The organism is Lysobacter sp. cf310 (genome assembly GCF_900114355.1).
GTDB lineage: Bacteria > Pseudomonadota > Gammaproteobacteria > Xanthomonadales > Xanthomonadaceae > Lysobacter.
The window spans coordinates 645,386-659,240 of record NZ_FOSS01000001.1 but is presented as its reverse complement, the minus strand read 5'-3'; the positions used below and the strand labels follow the sequence as shown (position 1 = coordinate 659,240).

The 13,855-nt window shown below is 70.6% G+C and carries 14 protein-coding genes; 11 read left to right on the top strand and 3 right to left on the bottom strand.

Going from position 1 to position 13,855, the window contains the following annotated elements; translation table 11 throughout:
* Positions 1-128: 128 nt before the first annotated feature.
* Genes BMZ45_RS02895 through BMZ45_RS02885 form a run of 3 tightly spaced genes read left to right on the top strand, consistent with a single transcriptional unit; the run spans position 129 to position 3,952 of the window.
* A complete protein-coding gene (locus BMZ45_RS02895; protein WP_091634005.1) occupies positions 129-2,363 on the top strand; it encodes a TonB-dependent hemoglobin/transferrin/lactoferrin family receptor in 2,235 nt (744 codons plus the stop codon).
* Between the two features lie 52 nt (positions 2,364-2,415).
* Complete coding sequence (locus BMZ45_RS02890) at positions 2,416-2,946, top strand: hypothetical protein (RefSeq protein WP_091632194.1); 531 nt, start codon at positions 2,416-2,418, stop codon at positions 2,944-2,946.
* A gap of 55 nt (positions 2,947-3,001) precedes the next feature.
* A complete protein-coding gene (locus BMZ45_RS02885) occupies positions 3,002-3,952 on the top strand; it encodes a DUF6607 family protein (protein WP_175488895.1) in 951 nt (316 codons plus the stop codon).
* 111 nt (positions 3,953-4,063) lie between these two features.
* Here BMZ45_RS02885 and BMZ45_RS02880 read toward each other — a convergent pair whose 3' ends face one another.
* Genes BMZ45_RS02880 through BMZ45_RS02870 form a run of 3 tightly spaced genes read right to left on the bottom strand, consistent with a single transcriptional unit; the run spans position 4,064 to position 6,913 of the window.
* Complete coding sequence (locus BMZ45_RS02880) at positions 4,064-5,410, bottom strand: PDZ domain-containing protein (protein ID WP_091632191.1); 1,347 nt, start codon at positions 5,408-5,410, stop codon at positions 4,064-4,066.
* A gap of 35 nt (positions 5,411-5,445) precedes the next feature.
* Positions 5,446-6,324, bottom strand: a complete 879-nt coding sequence (locus tag BMZ45_RS02875; protein WP_091632189.1) for a hypothetical protein — start codon at positions 6,322-6,324, stop codon at positions 5,446-5,448.
* A complete protein-coding gene (locus BMZ45_RS02870; RefSeq protein WP_254776513.1) occupies positions 6,317-6,913 on the bottom strand; it encodes an RNA polymerase sigma factor in 597 nt (198 codons plus the stop codon). Before BMZ45_RS02870 ends, BMZ45_RS02875 begins: the two co-directional genes overlap by 8 nt.
* A gap of 103 nt (positions 6,914-7,016) precedes the next feature.
* Here BMZ45_RS02870 and BMZ45_RS02865 point away from each other — a divergent pair, with 103 nt between their 5' ends.
* The 8 genes from BMZ45_RS02865 (at position 7,017) to BMZ45_RS02835 (ending at position 13,550) form a co-directional block, all read left to right on the top strand.
* The gene (locus BMZ45_RS02865; protein WP_091632183.1) at positions 7,017-7,976 is read left to right on the top strand and encodes an SPFH domain-containing protein; all 960 of its coding nucleotides are present in this window, start codon (positions 7,017-7,019) and stop codon (positions 7,974-7,976) included.
* Between the two features lie 9 nt (positions 7,977-7,985).
* On the top strand, positions 7,986-8,420 hold the full coding sequence (locus BMZ45_RS02860; protein ID WP_091633999.1) for an NfeD family protein: 435 nt from the start codon (positions 7,986-7,988) through the stop codon (positions 8,418-8,420).
* A gap of 34 nt (positions 8,421-8,454) precedes the next feature.
* Positions 8,455-9,030, top strand: a complete 576-nt coding sequence (locus BMZ45_RS02855) for a hypothetical protein (protein WP_091632180.1) — start codon at positions 8,455-8,457, stop codon at positions 9,028-9,030.
* Positions 9,031-9,273: 243 nt separating this feature from the next.
* Positions 9,274-10,380, top strand: coding sequence for a glycine cleavage system aminomethyltransferase GcvT (gcvT, locus tag BMZ45_RS02850; protein WP_091632177.1), 1,107 nt, complete (start codon positions 9,274-9,276; stop codon positions 10,378-10,380).
* Between the two features lie 8 nt (positions 10,381-10,388).
* Entirely contained in the window at positions 10,389-11,009 is a 621-nt protein-coding gene (locus tag BMZ45_RS02845) for a 2-hydroxychromene-2-carboxylate isomerase (protein WP_091632174.1), read from the top strand.
* A 90-nt stretch (positions 11,010-11,099) separates the two neighbouring features.
* Entirely contained in the window at positions 11,100-11,495 is a 396-nt protein-coding gene (gene gcvH, locus BMZ45_RS02840) for a glycine cleavage system protein GcvH (protein ID WP_091632172.1), read from the top strand.
* Between the two features lie 336 nt (positions 11,496-11,831).
* On the top strand, positions 11,832-12,563 hold the full coding sequence (locus BMZ45_RS21050; protein ID WP_139215369.1) for a hypothetical protein: 732 nt from the start codon (positions 11,832-11,834) through the stop codon (positions 12,561-12,563).
* 561 nt (positions 12,564-13,124) lie between these two features.
* On the top strand, positions 13,125-13,550 hold the full coding sequence (locus BMZ45_RS02835) for a histone (RefSeq protein WP_082576505.1): 426 nt from the start codon (positions 13,125-13,127) through the stop codon (positions 13,548-13,550).
* The last annotated feature ends 305 nt before the right edge of the window (positions 13,551-13,855 follow it).

Below are 13,855 nucleotides of genomic sequence, written 5' to 3'. Positions count from 1 at the left end.
CACGGCATGCCAGCCAGCCTCCGACACCACCACTCGAGCCTGACTTCATGCATCGCGCCCAACGCACCGCCGGCCTGCGCCGTTCCGTCCGCATCCCCTTCGTTCCCAGCACGCTCGCGCTGGCCCTGATGCTGGCCCTGCCGGCCACCGCGTCGGCCGCGTCCGCCGAGACCGGCGCCGAATCGCCCGACGGCGCCGGCGCCGGCGCGCGCGAGCTCGAACGCATCGTGGTCACCGCCACGCGCACCGAGCGCGAGGCGCAGGACGTGCCGGCGGTGGTCACCGCGATCGACCGCGAACGCATGGACGAGGAAATCGTGCGCGATCTCAAGGACCTGTTCCGCTACGAGCCCGGCATCAGCGTGAGCAACGTGATCGGCCGCTTCGGCATCGGCGACATCCGCATCCGCGGCCTCGGCGGCAACCGCGTGCGCGTGGAGACCGACGGCATCTCGGTGTCCGACAGCTTCAACATCGGCAGCTTCTCCAACGCCAACCGCAACTTCGTCGACCTCGACACCCTCAAGCGGGTGGAAGTGGTGCGCGGCCCGAGCAGCGCCCTGTACGGTTCCGACGCGCTGGGCGGCGTGGTCTCGTTCGTGACCAAGGACCCGTCCGACTATCTGCTGGACGGCAAGGACAGCTACTTCGGTTTCAAGCTGGGCTATCAGGGCGAAAACAGCGGCCTGTTCGGCGGCGCCACCGCGGCCTTCGGCGGCGAGCGCTGGTCGGGCCTGGTCGCGGTCGGCCACCGTCAGGGCAAGGAAACCGAAAGCATGGGCACGCGCCGTAGCGAGGATTCCACCCGCACCGCCGCCAACCCGCAGGACAGCGACGGCCGCAGCCTGCTGGCCAAGCTGGTGTTCGCGCCCAGCCAGAACCAGCGCTTCAAGCTGACCGTGGAAGGCAACGAGGATCAGACCGATACCGACGTGCTGAGCTCGCGCGGCAATGCCCTGACCGCGCCGGGCGCGCCGACCGTGCGCACCTTGTCGCTGCTGGGCGACGATCGTCAGACCCGCGCGCGGGTGTCGTTCGCGCACGAGATCGATGCGCTGGACGCCGCGTTCGCCGACTCGCTGCAGTGGCAGATCTACCGCCAGGACAGCGAGACCACCCAGCGCACCACCGAGGAGCGCGTGACCCTGATCGGCGGCCGTCCGACCAGCCCGACCCGGCGCGAACGCGAGTTCAACTTCGATCAGCGCACGCTCGGCGCCGAGGCCACGCTGCACAAGGATTTCGTCACCGGTTCGGTCGCGCACACGCTGACCTACGGTTTCGAATACAGCCGCACCGACACCCGCCAGAAGCGCGACGGCCAGTCCACCAATCTCACCACCGGCGTGGTCACCAAGACCATCTCGCCGGACGTGTTCCCGGTGCGCGATTTCCCGATCAGCGAAACCACCGTGGCGGCCCTGTTCGTGCAGGACGAAATCAGCTTCGCCGACGGCGCGTTCCGCCTGGTGCCGGCGCTGCGCGTGGACCGTTACGAACTCAAGCCCGAACTGGATCCGATCTTCGTCGGCGACAACCCGGGTGTGGCGGTGAGCCAGCTCAAGGAGACCGCGGTGTCGCCGAAGCTGGGCGCGGTCTGGCATTTCGCCGAAGACTGGTCGCTGTTCGGCGGCTACCAGCACGGCTTCCGCGCGCCGCCCTACAACGACGTCAACCTGGGCTTCACCAATCTGCAGTTCGGCTACACCGCCATCCCCAATCCCGATCTCAAGCCCGAGACCAGCAACGGCGTCGAACTGGGCCTGCGCTATTCGGGCGAGGCGGTCTACGTCGAGGCCTCGGCCTACTACAACCGCTACGACGACTTCATCGAATCGCAGCGCTACATCGGCAACAACGCCCAGGGCCTGATGGTGTTCCAGTCGCAGAACGTGGCCGAGGCCGAGATCCGCGGCGTCGAGCTGCGCGGCGGCGTCGATTTCGGCGCGTTCTCGCCCGCGTTGGCCGGCTGGTCGCTGCGCGGCGCCGCGGCCTGGTCCAAGGGCGAGGACCGCGGTACCGGCGCGGCGCTGTCGTCGATCGATCCGCTGCGCGGCTCGCTGGGCCTGGCCTACGACCGCGACGATTGGGGCGTCGAACTCGCCGGGCGTTTCGCGCGCCGCAAGAGCGACCTGCCGCAGGCCGGCCTGTTCGCCGCACCCGGCTACGGCGTGCTCGACCTGCTCGCGCACTTCAGCTTCGCGCCGGGCGCCCGGATCAACGTCGGCGTGTTCAATCTGGGCGACAAGAAATACTGGGACGGCGGCGATCTGCCCAGCACCCTGGCCTCGACCAGCACCACCATCGACCGTTACAGCGCCTCCGGCCGCAACCTGGGCGTGAGCCTGGCGGTGAACTGGTAAGCGCATGCGCGCCGCGCGATCGCCAACGGCGGGGAGCACGGACGCGGGCGCATTGCCCGCGCCCGAGCGGCTGGCCGCGGTCGCGACGGTGCTGTGCCTGTACCCGCGCCGTCAGCGCGACGCGCTGGCCGGCTGGCTGGCCAGCGTGAGCGCGCAGCGCTGCATCGGCGAGGGCGTTGCGGCGGCACGCGAAGCCATCGTGTTTCGCGATGCGCGCGGACGCGCGTGCTGGCGTCTGCACCTGCTGCCCGACAGCGATTTCCTGGCCTGGGATCTCGCGGTCGCCGGCTTGCCCGCGGCCGACGCCGAGCGCAGTCGGGGCCGCCTCGCGCGCGCCCTGCGAGGCTGGCTAGGCGGCGGCTGGAGTGCGCAGACCCTGCGCCTGCAACTGGCCCGCGACGAAGCCGGCCGCCGCATCCTGGTCGCCGACGCCGCCGAGCCTTCGGCGCTGGGCCTGGAGCACGCGCGCCGCATCGCCGCCGCCGAGGGCGCGAGGCTGCGGACCGGGCCGGACACCTGCTGCTGCATGGCGCGCCGCGCCGCCTCCGAGGCCTTGAAGCCACAAGCGCTCGCGTCGCATTGAGCGGCGGCGCTTTCCCTCTTTCCTTCCCTCCATGCCCATCGACGAGAACCCATCCATGAAGTTCCGACTGCCAGCCGCCTGCCTGACGCTCGCCTGCGCGGCAACGCCAGCCTTCGCCGCCGCGCCCGCCGCGGCCGACACCGCGCGCGACCGCGCCTCGATTCTGGCCATGCAGGGCGAGTACATCGTCGATTTCGCCTTCGACGAAACCGTGCTGCTGCAGCCGGGCTACGAGCGTGCGCCGGCCATGCGCAGCGGCGGCAACGAGACGGTGATCGTGGTCGAGGACAGCCCGACCAGGATCGTTCTGCAGCACATCCTGGTCGACGAAAAGAGCGGCCATGTCACCAAGCATTGGCGTCAGGACTGGACCTACGAAGCGCCCACGCGCTTCGAGTTCAGCGCCGACCAGACCTGGCAGGTGCGCGCGATTCCGGCCGAGCTCAATCGCGGCGCCTGGACCCAGTGCGTGTTCGAGGTCAGCGACGCGCCGCGCTACTGCGGCACCGGCCGCTGGGAATACCGCAACGGCGTGGCCACCTGGACCAGCGACCTGAGCTGGCGCCCTTTGCCGCGCCGCGAGTACACCAAGCGCAGCGATTACAACGCGGTGGCCGCGATCAACCGCCACACCCTGACCCCCGGCGGCTGGACCCACGAGCAGTTCAACACCAAGGTGCTGCGCAAGCCCGACGGCAGCCAGGTCGAACTGGCGCGCGAGTTCGGTTTCAACGATTACCAGAAGACCAAGGACGTGGACTTCAAGCCGGCCTACCGCTACTGGGACGCGACCCGCGGCTATTGGGCCAAGGTGCGCCAGCGTTGGGACGGCTTTCTGGGCAAGGCGCCGGGCGTGCATCTGAAGACCAAGATCGACGGCATGGCGATGATCATTCCGCTGTTCGAGCAGGCCGGCGGCCTGGAAGAGGGCAAAGCCGTCACCGACGAGCAGATCGACGCGGTGTTCGCCAAGTGGGTGGAAGCGGCGCCGCCGGAACAGCGCTGAGGTCGGCGCGCGCATCGGGCTGTTGGAGTCCGAACGGGGTCGCTAGGTCGCCGTCCCGGGCCATAAACGAACGGCGTCCCGAGGGACGCCGTTTGCGTATGCGCGATCGGCTCAGACCAGAACCGGCGGCGTCGGCGGAACCGGGGGCGGCGGCGGAGGCGGCGGAGGGGCCGGCGGCGGCGGCGCGTCGACCGCCGGCGCCGTCACGGGCGATACGCGAGAGACCGGGGTGACGCGAGAGACGGGCGTCACGCGCGATGCAGGCGTCATGCGCGATACGGGCGCAGCCGGCGCAGCGGGCGGCTTCGGTGGAGCCGGCGGCGGAACCGGCGGCGCGGGCGGTGCGGGCGGTGCCGGCGGCGTCGGCAGCAACAGGCGCACGGTGCGCGGCACCTTGACCCGCGTGCTGGCTTCCTTGCGGTCGCGCAGATAGGCGACCGAGACTTCGCTGCCGTCCGGACGCGCGCGCAAGGCCTCCATCGCCTCGCGCGGCGTGTTCACCGCCACGCCTTCGACGCTGCGGATCACGTCGCCCGGTTCCAGGCCGGCCAGATCGGCGCCGGTGCTGAGCACCAGCACGCCGCGGTCGGTGCCGAAGTAGCGGCCCAGGCCGTTCTCCACCGAGGCCAGATTGAGTCCGTTCCAGCGGAACGCCTCGACCAGGGTCGGCAATTGGCAGTTCTCGTCATGGCGGCCTTGGCAGGCGGGCGAACGCAGCCGAGCCAGATCCGCCTGGACGTGTTGACGGATGCTGGCCATCGCCGCGTTCGAGGCGTTCGGGTCGGCGTTCTCGGCGTCGATCCGGAAGCGGCGCATGACGGCGTCGCTGTCCGCTATCGGCATGGGACCGTCGAACACCATTACGTGCTCGCCCAGTCGTGGCGTGATCTTGACGGTGGCCTTGCGGCCGTCGCGCTCGTAGTCGATCGCCACCGGCGTTTTCACGTCCAGATCGTCGAGCGCGGAGCGGGTCGCGGCCAGGCGGGTTTCGCCGTCGCTGCCGCGCACGGCGGCGCCGTTGACGCTGACGATGCGGTCGCCGCTGCGCAGGCCGGCCTTGGCCGCCGCGCTGTCGGGCGTGACCGCGACGATGCGTGCGCCGGCCGCGGGATCGGCGTTCAGGATCACGCCCAGCAGCGGCCGGCGTTCGGTCTGGCGGATCACCATCTGGCGCTGCGCATCGAGCGCGGACAGGCGCGCCAGGCCGGCGCTTTCGCGCGCGAGCTCGGCCTGGCCGCGCGCGCTTTCGCCGCGCGCGCGCGCCAGTTCGGCGACCCGGCGCTGGGCCTGGCGCAACTCGTCCATGGCGGCCTTGAGTTCGGCGTCGGTCTTGGCGTCGGCGTTGTCGACCACCACGGTGCGCGTGCGCACCTGGGCGTCCTGGGCGATCGCCACCGAGGCGACGGTCGCTGCGATCGCGAACGCGAGCGCGGTGATGCGGAGGCGGCGGGATGTCATACGGACCTCTGGATGAAATGGACGAGACGAAGGGTTCAGTCGACGCGCACCAGCGCGTCGTCGTAGCGCTCGCCGTGCACGGCGAGCCAGCGTTGGGTGCTCTCGACGCCGGCCAGGTCGCGCAGCGTCTGCACGCGTTGCTCCCACAGCGAGGCGCGTTGCGCGAGCGGCAGCGCGTCCTGGCGCAGGGCGGCGTCGATCACGCCGATCTGGCTGTCGAGATCGGCGCTCATCAGGGTCACGCCGGCGCTGCCGACACGCTCGTCGCGCGCCAGCGCCACCAGCGCTTCCAGTTGCGCCGACTCGGACTGCCAGCGCGCGATCGCGGCGGCATCGTCGGCGTGCGTGGCGAGCGCGGCATCGGCGACGGCCGCGGCGTCGGTCGTGGCCAGCGCGGTCACAGGCGCGGGCGCCGTGTCGCGGCGTGCGGCCTTGCCGCGCGGGCGATGGGCGGAAGCGAGCTTGCGTGGCGGCGCGGCCTCGTTGCGGATCGGGTCGGCGCCGACGATGGCGGTGCCGGCGGGTGCGGTGGTAGCGGCAGGCAGGTCGCGCTGTTCCGGCGCGGTCGCGACGGGCGCATGCGTGCGCGGCGCGCTCGCCGTGGCTGCGGCGGGCGTGGTCGTGGCGGCCATGCGCGCGGCGTCCTGCACCGGTCGTTCGGCCTCGCCTTTGCGCATGATCGGCAGCGCGACGGCCAGACCGACCAGCGCGGCCGCGACGGCCCAGCGCGGCCAATGCCGGCGCGTGCGGCGTGGCACGCGCGGCGCGGCGGTCGCGCCGCCGCGTGCGTCCAGGGCGGCGGACAGGCGCGACCAGCCGTCCGCGGGCGGCGTCTCGGCGGGCAGCGCGGCGAACGCGCCGGCCCAGTCCTGCGGCGGCGGGGGCGGGCCGTGACGGGAACTGGCGTCAGGCATGGGAGGCCTCCTTGGTGGGTTCCAGCAGTTCGCGCAGGCGGCGTCCGCCGCGCGCGAGCTGGGATTTGGAGAAGCTGGGCGTGCGTTGCATCAGCGCCGCGATCTCGTCGTGGGTATAGCCCTCGGCGTGGTACAGCCAGAGCACGCTGCGGGTCGCCGCCGGCAGCTGCGCCAGGGCGCGCGCGAGCGCGGCGGCGTCGGCGGCGGCCGGGGGCGGCGGCGCATGCTCGTCGGCGAGGCGGTCGTCTTCCAGCACCAGGGCATGTTCGTGGCGGCGTTGGCTGCGCAGGCGCATCAGGGCTTCGTTGATCGCGATCTGGCGCAACCAGCCCCAGAACGGGCTGTCGCCGCCGCCGCCCTGGCCGCGGAAGTCCTGGATTCGTCCCAGCACCTTGAGCATGGTGTCCTGCAGCACTTCCGAAGCCTCCTCGCGATCGCCGCCGCTGCCGCCCAGGATCCGCAGCGCCAGGGTGTAGACCGGGCGCTCGAACCAGCGGTAGATCTGCTCGAACGCGGCCCGCTCGCCGGCGCGCGCACGGGCGAGCAGGGCATCGGGCACATCGATCGCGAAGCTGGACGTGGCTGGCATGGGTCGGGCTGTCATTACCGGTCTGGATGCGGCCGGGCGGCAAACCGTCGCAGCCGCTGGCTGACGCCTATACTCCGCCTATCTACTTAAGGGAGGGGACGCCATGGGAGGACCGATTCTGATCATCGTGCTGCTGGTGGCCGGCGTGATCATTCTGTTCAAGACCGTGCGCATGGTGCCGCAGGGCTACGAATGGACCGTCGAGCGCTTCGGCAAGTACACCCACACCATGACCCCGGGGCTGCATTTCCTGATTCCCGTGGTCTACGGCGTCGGTCGCAAGATCAACATGATGGAGCAGGTCCTGGATGTGCCGTCGCAGGACGTCATCACCAAGGACAACGCCGTGGTCAAGGTCGACGGCGTCGTCTACTTCCAGGTGCTGGACGCGGCCAAGGCGGCCTACGAGGTCGCCCAGCTCGAGGTCGCGACCCTGAACCTGGTCATGACCAACATCCGTACCTCGATCGGTTCGATGGACCTGGACGAATCGCTGTCGCGCCGCGACGAGATCAACGCCAAGGTGCTGGTGGCGGTGGATCAGGCCACCCATCCCTGGGGCCTGAAGGTCAACCGCATCGAGCTCAAGGACATCCAGCCGCCGCGCGACCTGGTCGATTCGATGGCGCGCCAGATGAAGGCCGAGCGCGAGAAGCGCGCCAACATCCTGGAGGCCGAGGGCCATCGCCAGTCCGAGATCCTGCGCGCCGAGGGCGACAAGCAGGCCGCGATCCTGGAGGCCGAGGGCAAGCGCGAGGCCGCCTACCGCGAGGCCGAGGCGCGCGAGCGTCTGGCCGAGGCCGAGGCCAAGGCGACCGAGATGGTGTCCAACGCGATCGCCCAGGGCAACGTGCAGGCGATCAATTACTTCGTGGCGCAGAAGTACATCGAGGCCTTCAAGTCGCTGGCCGAGGCGCCGAACGCGAAGTTCGTGATGATGCCGATGGAGTCGGCCGGCGTGATCGGCTCGCTGGGCGGTATCGCCGAGCTGGCCAAGGAAGCGCTGGAGCGTCAGGGCGGACGCGCGGCCGTGCCGCCGGTGCCGACGCGCACGGGAGGCTGAGCGATGCGTCTGGACTGGCAGATCGTGACCTGGGCCGCGGTGGCCCTGCTGTTGTTCGCGGCCGAAGCGCTGGCGCCGGGGGCGTTCATGCTCTGGCTGGGCTTCGCGGCGGCCGCGGTGTTCGTGGGCGTGCTGGTGTTTCCCGGCATGCCGGTGCTGGCGCAAGTGGCGGCGTTCGTGGTGTTGAGCTTCCTGTCGATCCAGATCTACCGCGTCTGGTTCCGCGGCCGCGAGCGCAGCAGCGACCAGCCGGCGCTGAACCGTCGCGGCGAGCAACTGGTCGGGCGCGTGGTCGCGCTGGACCGCGCGATCGTGCAGGGCCGCGGCCGGGTCCAGATCGCCGACGCGTACTGGGAAGTGATCGGTCCCGAACTGCCGGCCGGCGCCAGCGTGCGCGTGGTCGCCAGCGAGGGCATGAGCCTGCGGGTCGAGGCGGTCGAATAGGGCGGGTCCGCGCATGTGCGCGGAAGGGGATGCGATGAAGCGGCATGAAGCCCAATGGATCGGCATAGGCCTGGCCGCGTGCGCGGCCTGGGCGCTGGCGTGCCCGGCTTGGGCCGGCCCGCCGGTGGCGACGACGACGCAGGCGCCCGTGGCGGCGCCGGCAACGACCTGGATCGGCCGCGTGGTGCCGCCGTATCCGGACGGGCTGAAATCCAACACCGGCAGTTGCGTGGGCTCGGGCAGCGCGCCCGAGCAGATCTGCGCGCGTTCGATCGGCACCCTCGACGACGCCGAGGACCGTTCGCTGAAGTTCTACGCCGGCGAGTTCGCCGGCCGCGAAGGCAACGAGCCGCGCTGGAAGATCACCGATGTGGTGCCCTATCCCAAGCTCAAGCGCGGCGAGTACGTCTCGGTGGCGACCTGCCAGCGCGACGGCGTCGACGATCCGGGCCTGATCGCGATCGTCGATACCGCGGTGGCCGACGCCGCCGCGCAGGAGATGTTCGAGGCGCGGCGCTGGGCGGTGCGCCTGGACCGCGACAGCGGCAAGTTCGTCGACGTGCCGCCGGCCAGCGTGCGCTGCTACAACGAAGGCTTCGGCGCCGAGTAGGCGCCCGTCGCCCAGCCTGCTTCCTGCAACCTGCTTCCGCGGCCTGCTTCCTGTGGGAGCGGCGTGAGCCGCGATCGGATTCCATCTGCGACGACAACCGCAACGCGCATCGCGACCCGCGCTCGCGTCGCTGGCGCTGGCGTAGGCCCGCATCCATGCGCCGGCGTACCGTCGCCCAGGGCGCATCGCAGTGGTTCTCCATGGGATAATCCCGGGCTCCCCACCGCCCAGGCCCCGCCGCTCATGACCCAGAAGACCATCCTCAACGACGCCCACCGCGCACTCGGCGCCAAGATGGTCGACTTCGGCGGCTGGGACATGCCGATCAGCTACGGCTCGCAGATCGAGGAGCACCACCAGGTCCGTCGCGACGCCGGCATGTTCGACGTCAGCCACATGACCGTGGTCGATCTGCGCGGCGCGCGCACCCGCGATTTCCTGCGTCACCTGGTCGCCAACTCGGTCGACAAGCTGCAGAAGTCGGGCAAGGCGCTCTACACCTGCATGCTCAATCCGCAGGGCGGCGTGATCGACGATCTGATCGTGTACTTCCTGGCCGAGGACTTCTTCCGTCTGGTGGTCAACGCCGCCACCCGCGAGAAGGACCTGGCCTGGATCGGCGAGCAGGCGCGCGCCTTCGACGTGCAGGTCACCGAGCGCCCGGACTACGCGATGATCGCGGTGCAGGGCCCGAGCGCGCGCGACAAGGTGATCGGCCTGCTGCGCGAGGAAGATCGCGCGCGCATCGGCAAGCTCGGCAAGTTCGTCGCCGGCGAGGCCCAGACCCTGGACGGCACCGCGCTGTTCGTCGCGCGCACCGGCTACACCGGCGAAGACGGCTTCGAGGTGGTGGTGCCGGAAACCGCCGCGGTCGCGCTGTGGGACGCGCTGCTGGCCGCGGGCGTGAAGGCCGCCGGCCTGGGCGCGCGCGACACCCTGCGCCTGGAAGCGGGCATGAATCTCTACGGCCAGGACATGGACGACGGCGTGTCGCCCTACGAGGCCGCGCTGGCTTGGACGGTGGCGCTGGACGAGGGCCGCGACTTCATCGGCCGCGCCGCGCTGGAACAGCAGAAGGCCGCCGGCGCCCCGCGCCAGATGATCGGCCTGGTGATGGACGAGAAGGGCGTGCTGCGCCATGGCCAGAAGGTGCTGACCGCCAACGGCGACGGCGAGATCCTCTCGGGCACCTTCTCGCCCACCCTGAACAAATCGATCGCGTTCGCGCGCGTGCCGGCCGGCGAGCCGGGCCAGGTGCGCGTGGACATCCGCGGCAAGGAAGTGCCGGTGCGCGTGGTCAAGTTCCCGTTCGTGCGCGACGGCCAGCCTCAGGACGGCGTGCTGGGCTGAGCACGAGCATGGCCGCGCGCATCGACTACTACTTCAGTCTGATCTCGCCTTACGCCTACCTGGGCCACGCCGCGTTCCTGGACGCGGCGCGCGAGGCCGGCGCCGAGGTGGTCTATCGGCCGTTGCGGATCTTCGAGCTGTTCAAGGCCAACGGCGGTCTGCCCCTGGGCCAGCGCGCGCCCGCGCGCCAGCGCTACCGCCTGGTCGAACTGCAGCGCTGGCGCGAACGCCGCGGCCTGCCGCTGAACCTGGCGCCCAAGCACTTTCCCCTGGATCCGGGCCTGGCCGACCGCTGCGCGATCGCGCTGGTCGCCGCCGGCGCCGACCCGGCCGCGTACATGGACGCCGCGTTCCGCGCGCTGTGGGCGCACGAGGCCGACATCGCCGATCCGGCGGTGCTGACGGAATTGCTAGCCCGTCACGGTTTCGACGCGGCCTCGGTGCTCGCCGCCGCCGACGGCGCCGACACCGTCGCCGCCTACCAGCGCAACACCGACGACGCGATCGCCGCCGACCTGCCCGGTCTGCCCGGCTACGTGCTCGACGGCGAGCCGTTCTGGGGCCAGGACCGTATCGACGATCTGCGTCAGGCCCTGCTCAGCGGCCGCGCGCCATTCCGGGTAGCGTGACCGCTGTGTCCGCACCCTCTCGCATGTTGCGTCCGCGCCGCTAAACTAGGCGCAATTCCCCAGCCGCCCCCGCAGAGTTCGAGGCCAGCCATGAGTGAAATCCCCGGCGATCTGAAGTTCATGAAATCCCACGAGTGGGCCCGCGTCGAAGGCGACGGCAAGGTCACGGTCGGCATCTCCGACCATGCCCAAGGCCTGCTCGGCGACCTGGTCTACGTCGAACTGCCGAACATCGGCGATCGCGTCGAGGCCGGCACCGCCTGCGCCGTGGTCGAGTCGGTGAAGGCCGCCTCCGACGTCTACGCGCCGATCAGCGGCACCGTCACCGCGGTCAACACCGCCCTGGCCGACAAGCCGGAGACGATCAACGAAGACGCCTACGGCGAAGGCTGGATCTTCACCGTCGAGGTCGAGGAGCCGGATCAGCTCAACGAGCTGCTGGCGCCGGACGACTACGCCGAGCTGCTCGAAGACGACGATCACTAAGTAGTCGGCGTCGCCGGACCCTCGCGGTCCGCGACCCTGGCACGGCCGGACCGCTTCGCGGATCCGGCCCGCGCAACGGCCGCCCTGTGCGGCCGTTCGCGTTTCCGGCGCGGCGCGAACGCGCGCGCGGCCCCGGGCCGAGGCGGCGGTGGCGCGCCTCCCGCGCAGCCGACGTGGCGCGCACCGCGTCATCCCGCGCCTGCAGCGCGCCGCCCGCGCACCCGCGGCGCAGCTGCGTGGGCCGCGTCTGCCGAGGCTTGCGCGCGCGTCGCGATGGCGGCGATACCCGCGTTCGTAGGCGCGCGACGCGGCCGCGGTCAGGCGACCGCGGCCGCGATGCCGGCCTTCGCACCCCGATGTGCGCGCCGGCGCACGCCCGCCTCGGCGGGCATCGCCGTCGGCCGCGCGGCAGGTTCGCGCACGTTCGCCGAACCGCGTCGCGACCCGCGCGATCGCCGCGATCGGCCGCTTCACCCGCTCCTCACGCGCTCAACGCGCTCGCGCCGGCTCGACGGCCGCGCGTCCGCGTGCGGCCGGTCGATGCCGGTCCGGCACACCGACGCGCCGCGCGACCGTCCGCGTCGGTCGCGCGATGGCCGGCGAGGGCGCGTCGGCGCCGCCGCGATCGGGTCGCGCATCCGCCGCGTCGGCGGCCGGCGCCGGCGTCGGGGCCGCGCGAGGCTCCGGCGTGCGATCGAAAAACATCTTGTTTTCAGCGCTCGCGCGCATGCGTCGCCAACCTCGGCGGCGCCCGCGGGCGAGCCGCGCGATGGCGCGCGCGGGGGCGATCGGCGCGCCGCGCGCGGTGCGTGCATGCGCCGACGGCGCGCTCGCGCGAGCGCGTCGACGCCGCCGCTCGCGACGTCGCGGCGGTCGCGGTCGGCGTCCGCGGCGGCGGAAAAAGTTCGCGCACTTTTGCGCAAATCGGCTTGTGCGGCGCGAAACCCGGCGCCTTTCGGCAGCGCCGCCGACGGGCGCGAACGGGCGCTCGGAACGCGCTCGCGCGCGCTTCGCCGCGACGCGCGCGATGCGATGCGTGCGCGCGATAAAAAATTTTCGATGCGCTGAAAGCCGCGCCAAATATAGCTTTCAGCGTGTCGGGAAAAATTCGATGCGTTGCGATGCGCGCAATCGTCTTGCGTTCGCGTCGTCGCCGACGACGATTTCCGGCGGGGGCGGCGGAGGCCGGCCCGGAAAAAATTTTGCCGGAGTTGTTGACAGTGCGAAAAAGCGTGATTAGGTTTCGCCCAGCAGACGTTTCCTGCGGAAGAGAGTGAGTACAACGAACGCGACAACGCGCAGCAAAAAACGAACCTCCGCCCGGACAGTCAAAACGGTGGACGCAGGATTCGTTTCCCTCGCGAAAACGCAATCGTTCTTCTCGGCCCCGTCGGCGTCGCACCCCATACGACCCGGTTCGCCCTGCGCGGATCGGGTTTTTGTTTGGCCGCCGTACGCGGCCGGACGCGTTCCCGCCCCCGGGGATCGCGTCGAAGAATCCGTACCGGCACGCTTCGCGCGTCGGCGGCTGCTCGCGGGTCCGACTCCCGCGGCTCTGGTTCAACTGGGCTTTAAAACCGGCAATACCCCTGATCAATCGCTGATCAACCACTGACGAGGAGCCATCACATGGCCACGAAGAAAGCTGCGAAGAAGAAACCCGCCGCCAAGAAGGCTGCGAAGAAGGTCGCCAAGAAGCCGGCCGCCAAGAAGGCTGCGAAGAAGGTAGCCAAGAAGCCCGCTAAGAAGGCTGCCAAGAAGGTCGCCAAGAAGCCGGCCAAGAAGGCCGCTAAGAAGGTAGCCAAGAAGCCGGCTAAGAAGGCCGCCAAGAAGGCTGCGAAGAAGGTAGCCAAGAAGCCGGCTAAGAAGGCCGCCAAGAAGGCGACCAAGAAGGCCGCTAAGAAGGTAGCCAAGAAGCCTGCTAAGAAGGCTGCCAAGAAGGCTGCTAAGAAGGCTGCCAAGAAGCCTGCCAAGAAAGCGAAGAAGGCCTCGAAGAAGTCGGCTCGCAAGCCGGCCGCGACGGCCCTGCCGGCAACCCCGGCTCCGCTGATCTAATAAAGCCCCGATAGCCGTAATCCCGCTCTCTCCCCGCAGCCCAGGCGGGGGGAGAGTTTTTTATTTGGGGCCCCGAAAAGTTCTACGGGCCGCGCCGGGCGGCGGAGCAGGGCGACGCCCGATGCTCGCCGGTTGCAGATCACCCTGACCTTGGCGTTCGACCGATGCCGTAGGCGCGCACCGCTAGACCCGCACGCCGACCGCGGATCGCGACCTCAGCGTTCCCGGCGGCCTCGCCTAGCCATCGCCTTGCAAGCGCGCCAGAACCATCGGCTCCGCTCGCGCGCGGCCACGTTCGCCTCCAC

Coding starts and splice junctions, on each gene's coding strand:
- BMZ45_RS02885 (WP_175488895.1), top strand. CDS start 3,002: ATGAAGTTCCGACTGCCAGCCGCCTGCCTGACGCTCGCCTGCGCGGCA.
- BMZ45_RS02845 (WP_091632174.1), top strand. CDS start 10,389: ATGGCCGCGCGCATCGACTACTACTTCAGTCTGATCTCGCCTTACGCC.
- BMZ45_RS02870 (WP_254776513.1), bottom strand. CDS start 6,913: ATGCCAGCCACGTCCAGCTTCGCGATCGATGTGCCCGATGCCCTGCTC.
- BMZ45_RS02875 (WP_091632189.1), bottom strand. CDS start 6,324: ATGCCTGACGCCAGTTCCCGTCACGGCCCGCCCCCGCCGCCGCAGGAC.
- BMZ45_RS02880 (WP_091632191.1), bottom strand. CDS start 5,410: ATGACATCCCGCCGCCTCCGCATCACCGCGCTCGCGTTCGCGATCGCA.
- BMZ45_RS02855 (WP_091632180.1), top strand. CDS start 8,455: ATGAAGCGGCATGAAGCCCAATGGATCGGCATAGGCCTGGCCGCGTGC.
- gcvT (WP_091632177.1), top strand. CDS start 9,274: ATGACCCAGAAGACCATCCTCAACGACGCCCACCGCGCACTCGGCGCC.
- BMZ45_RS02895 (WP_091634005.1), top strand. CDS start 129: ATGCTGGCCCTGCCGGCCACCGCGTCGGCCGCGTCCGCCGAGACCGGC.
- BMZ45_RS02835 (WP_082576505.1), top strand. CDS start 13,125: ATGGCCACGAAGAAAGCTGCGAAGAAGAAACCCGCCGCCAAGAAGGCT.
- BMZ45_RS02865 (WP_091632183.1), top strand. CDS start 7,017: ATGGGAGGACCGATTCTGATCATCGTGCTGCTGGTGGCCGGCGTGATC.
- BMZ45_RS21050 (WP_139215369.1), top strand. CDS start 11,832: ATGCCGGCCTTCGCACCCCGATGTGCGCGCCGGCGCACGCCCGCCTCG.
- gcvH (WP_091632172.1), top strand. CDS start 11,100: ATGAGTGAAATCCCCGGCGATCTGAAGTTCATGAAATCCCACGAGTGG.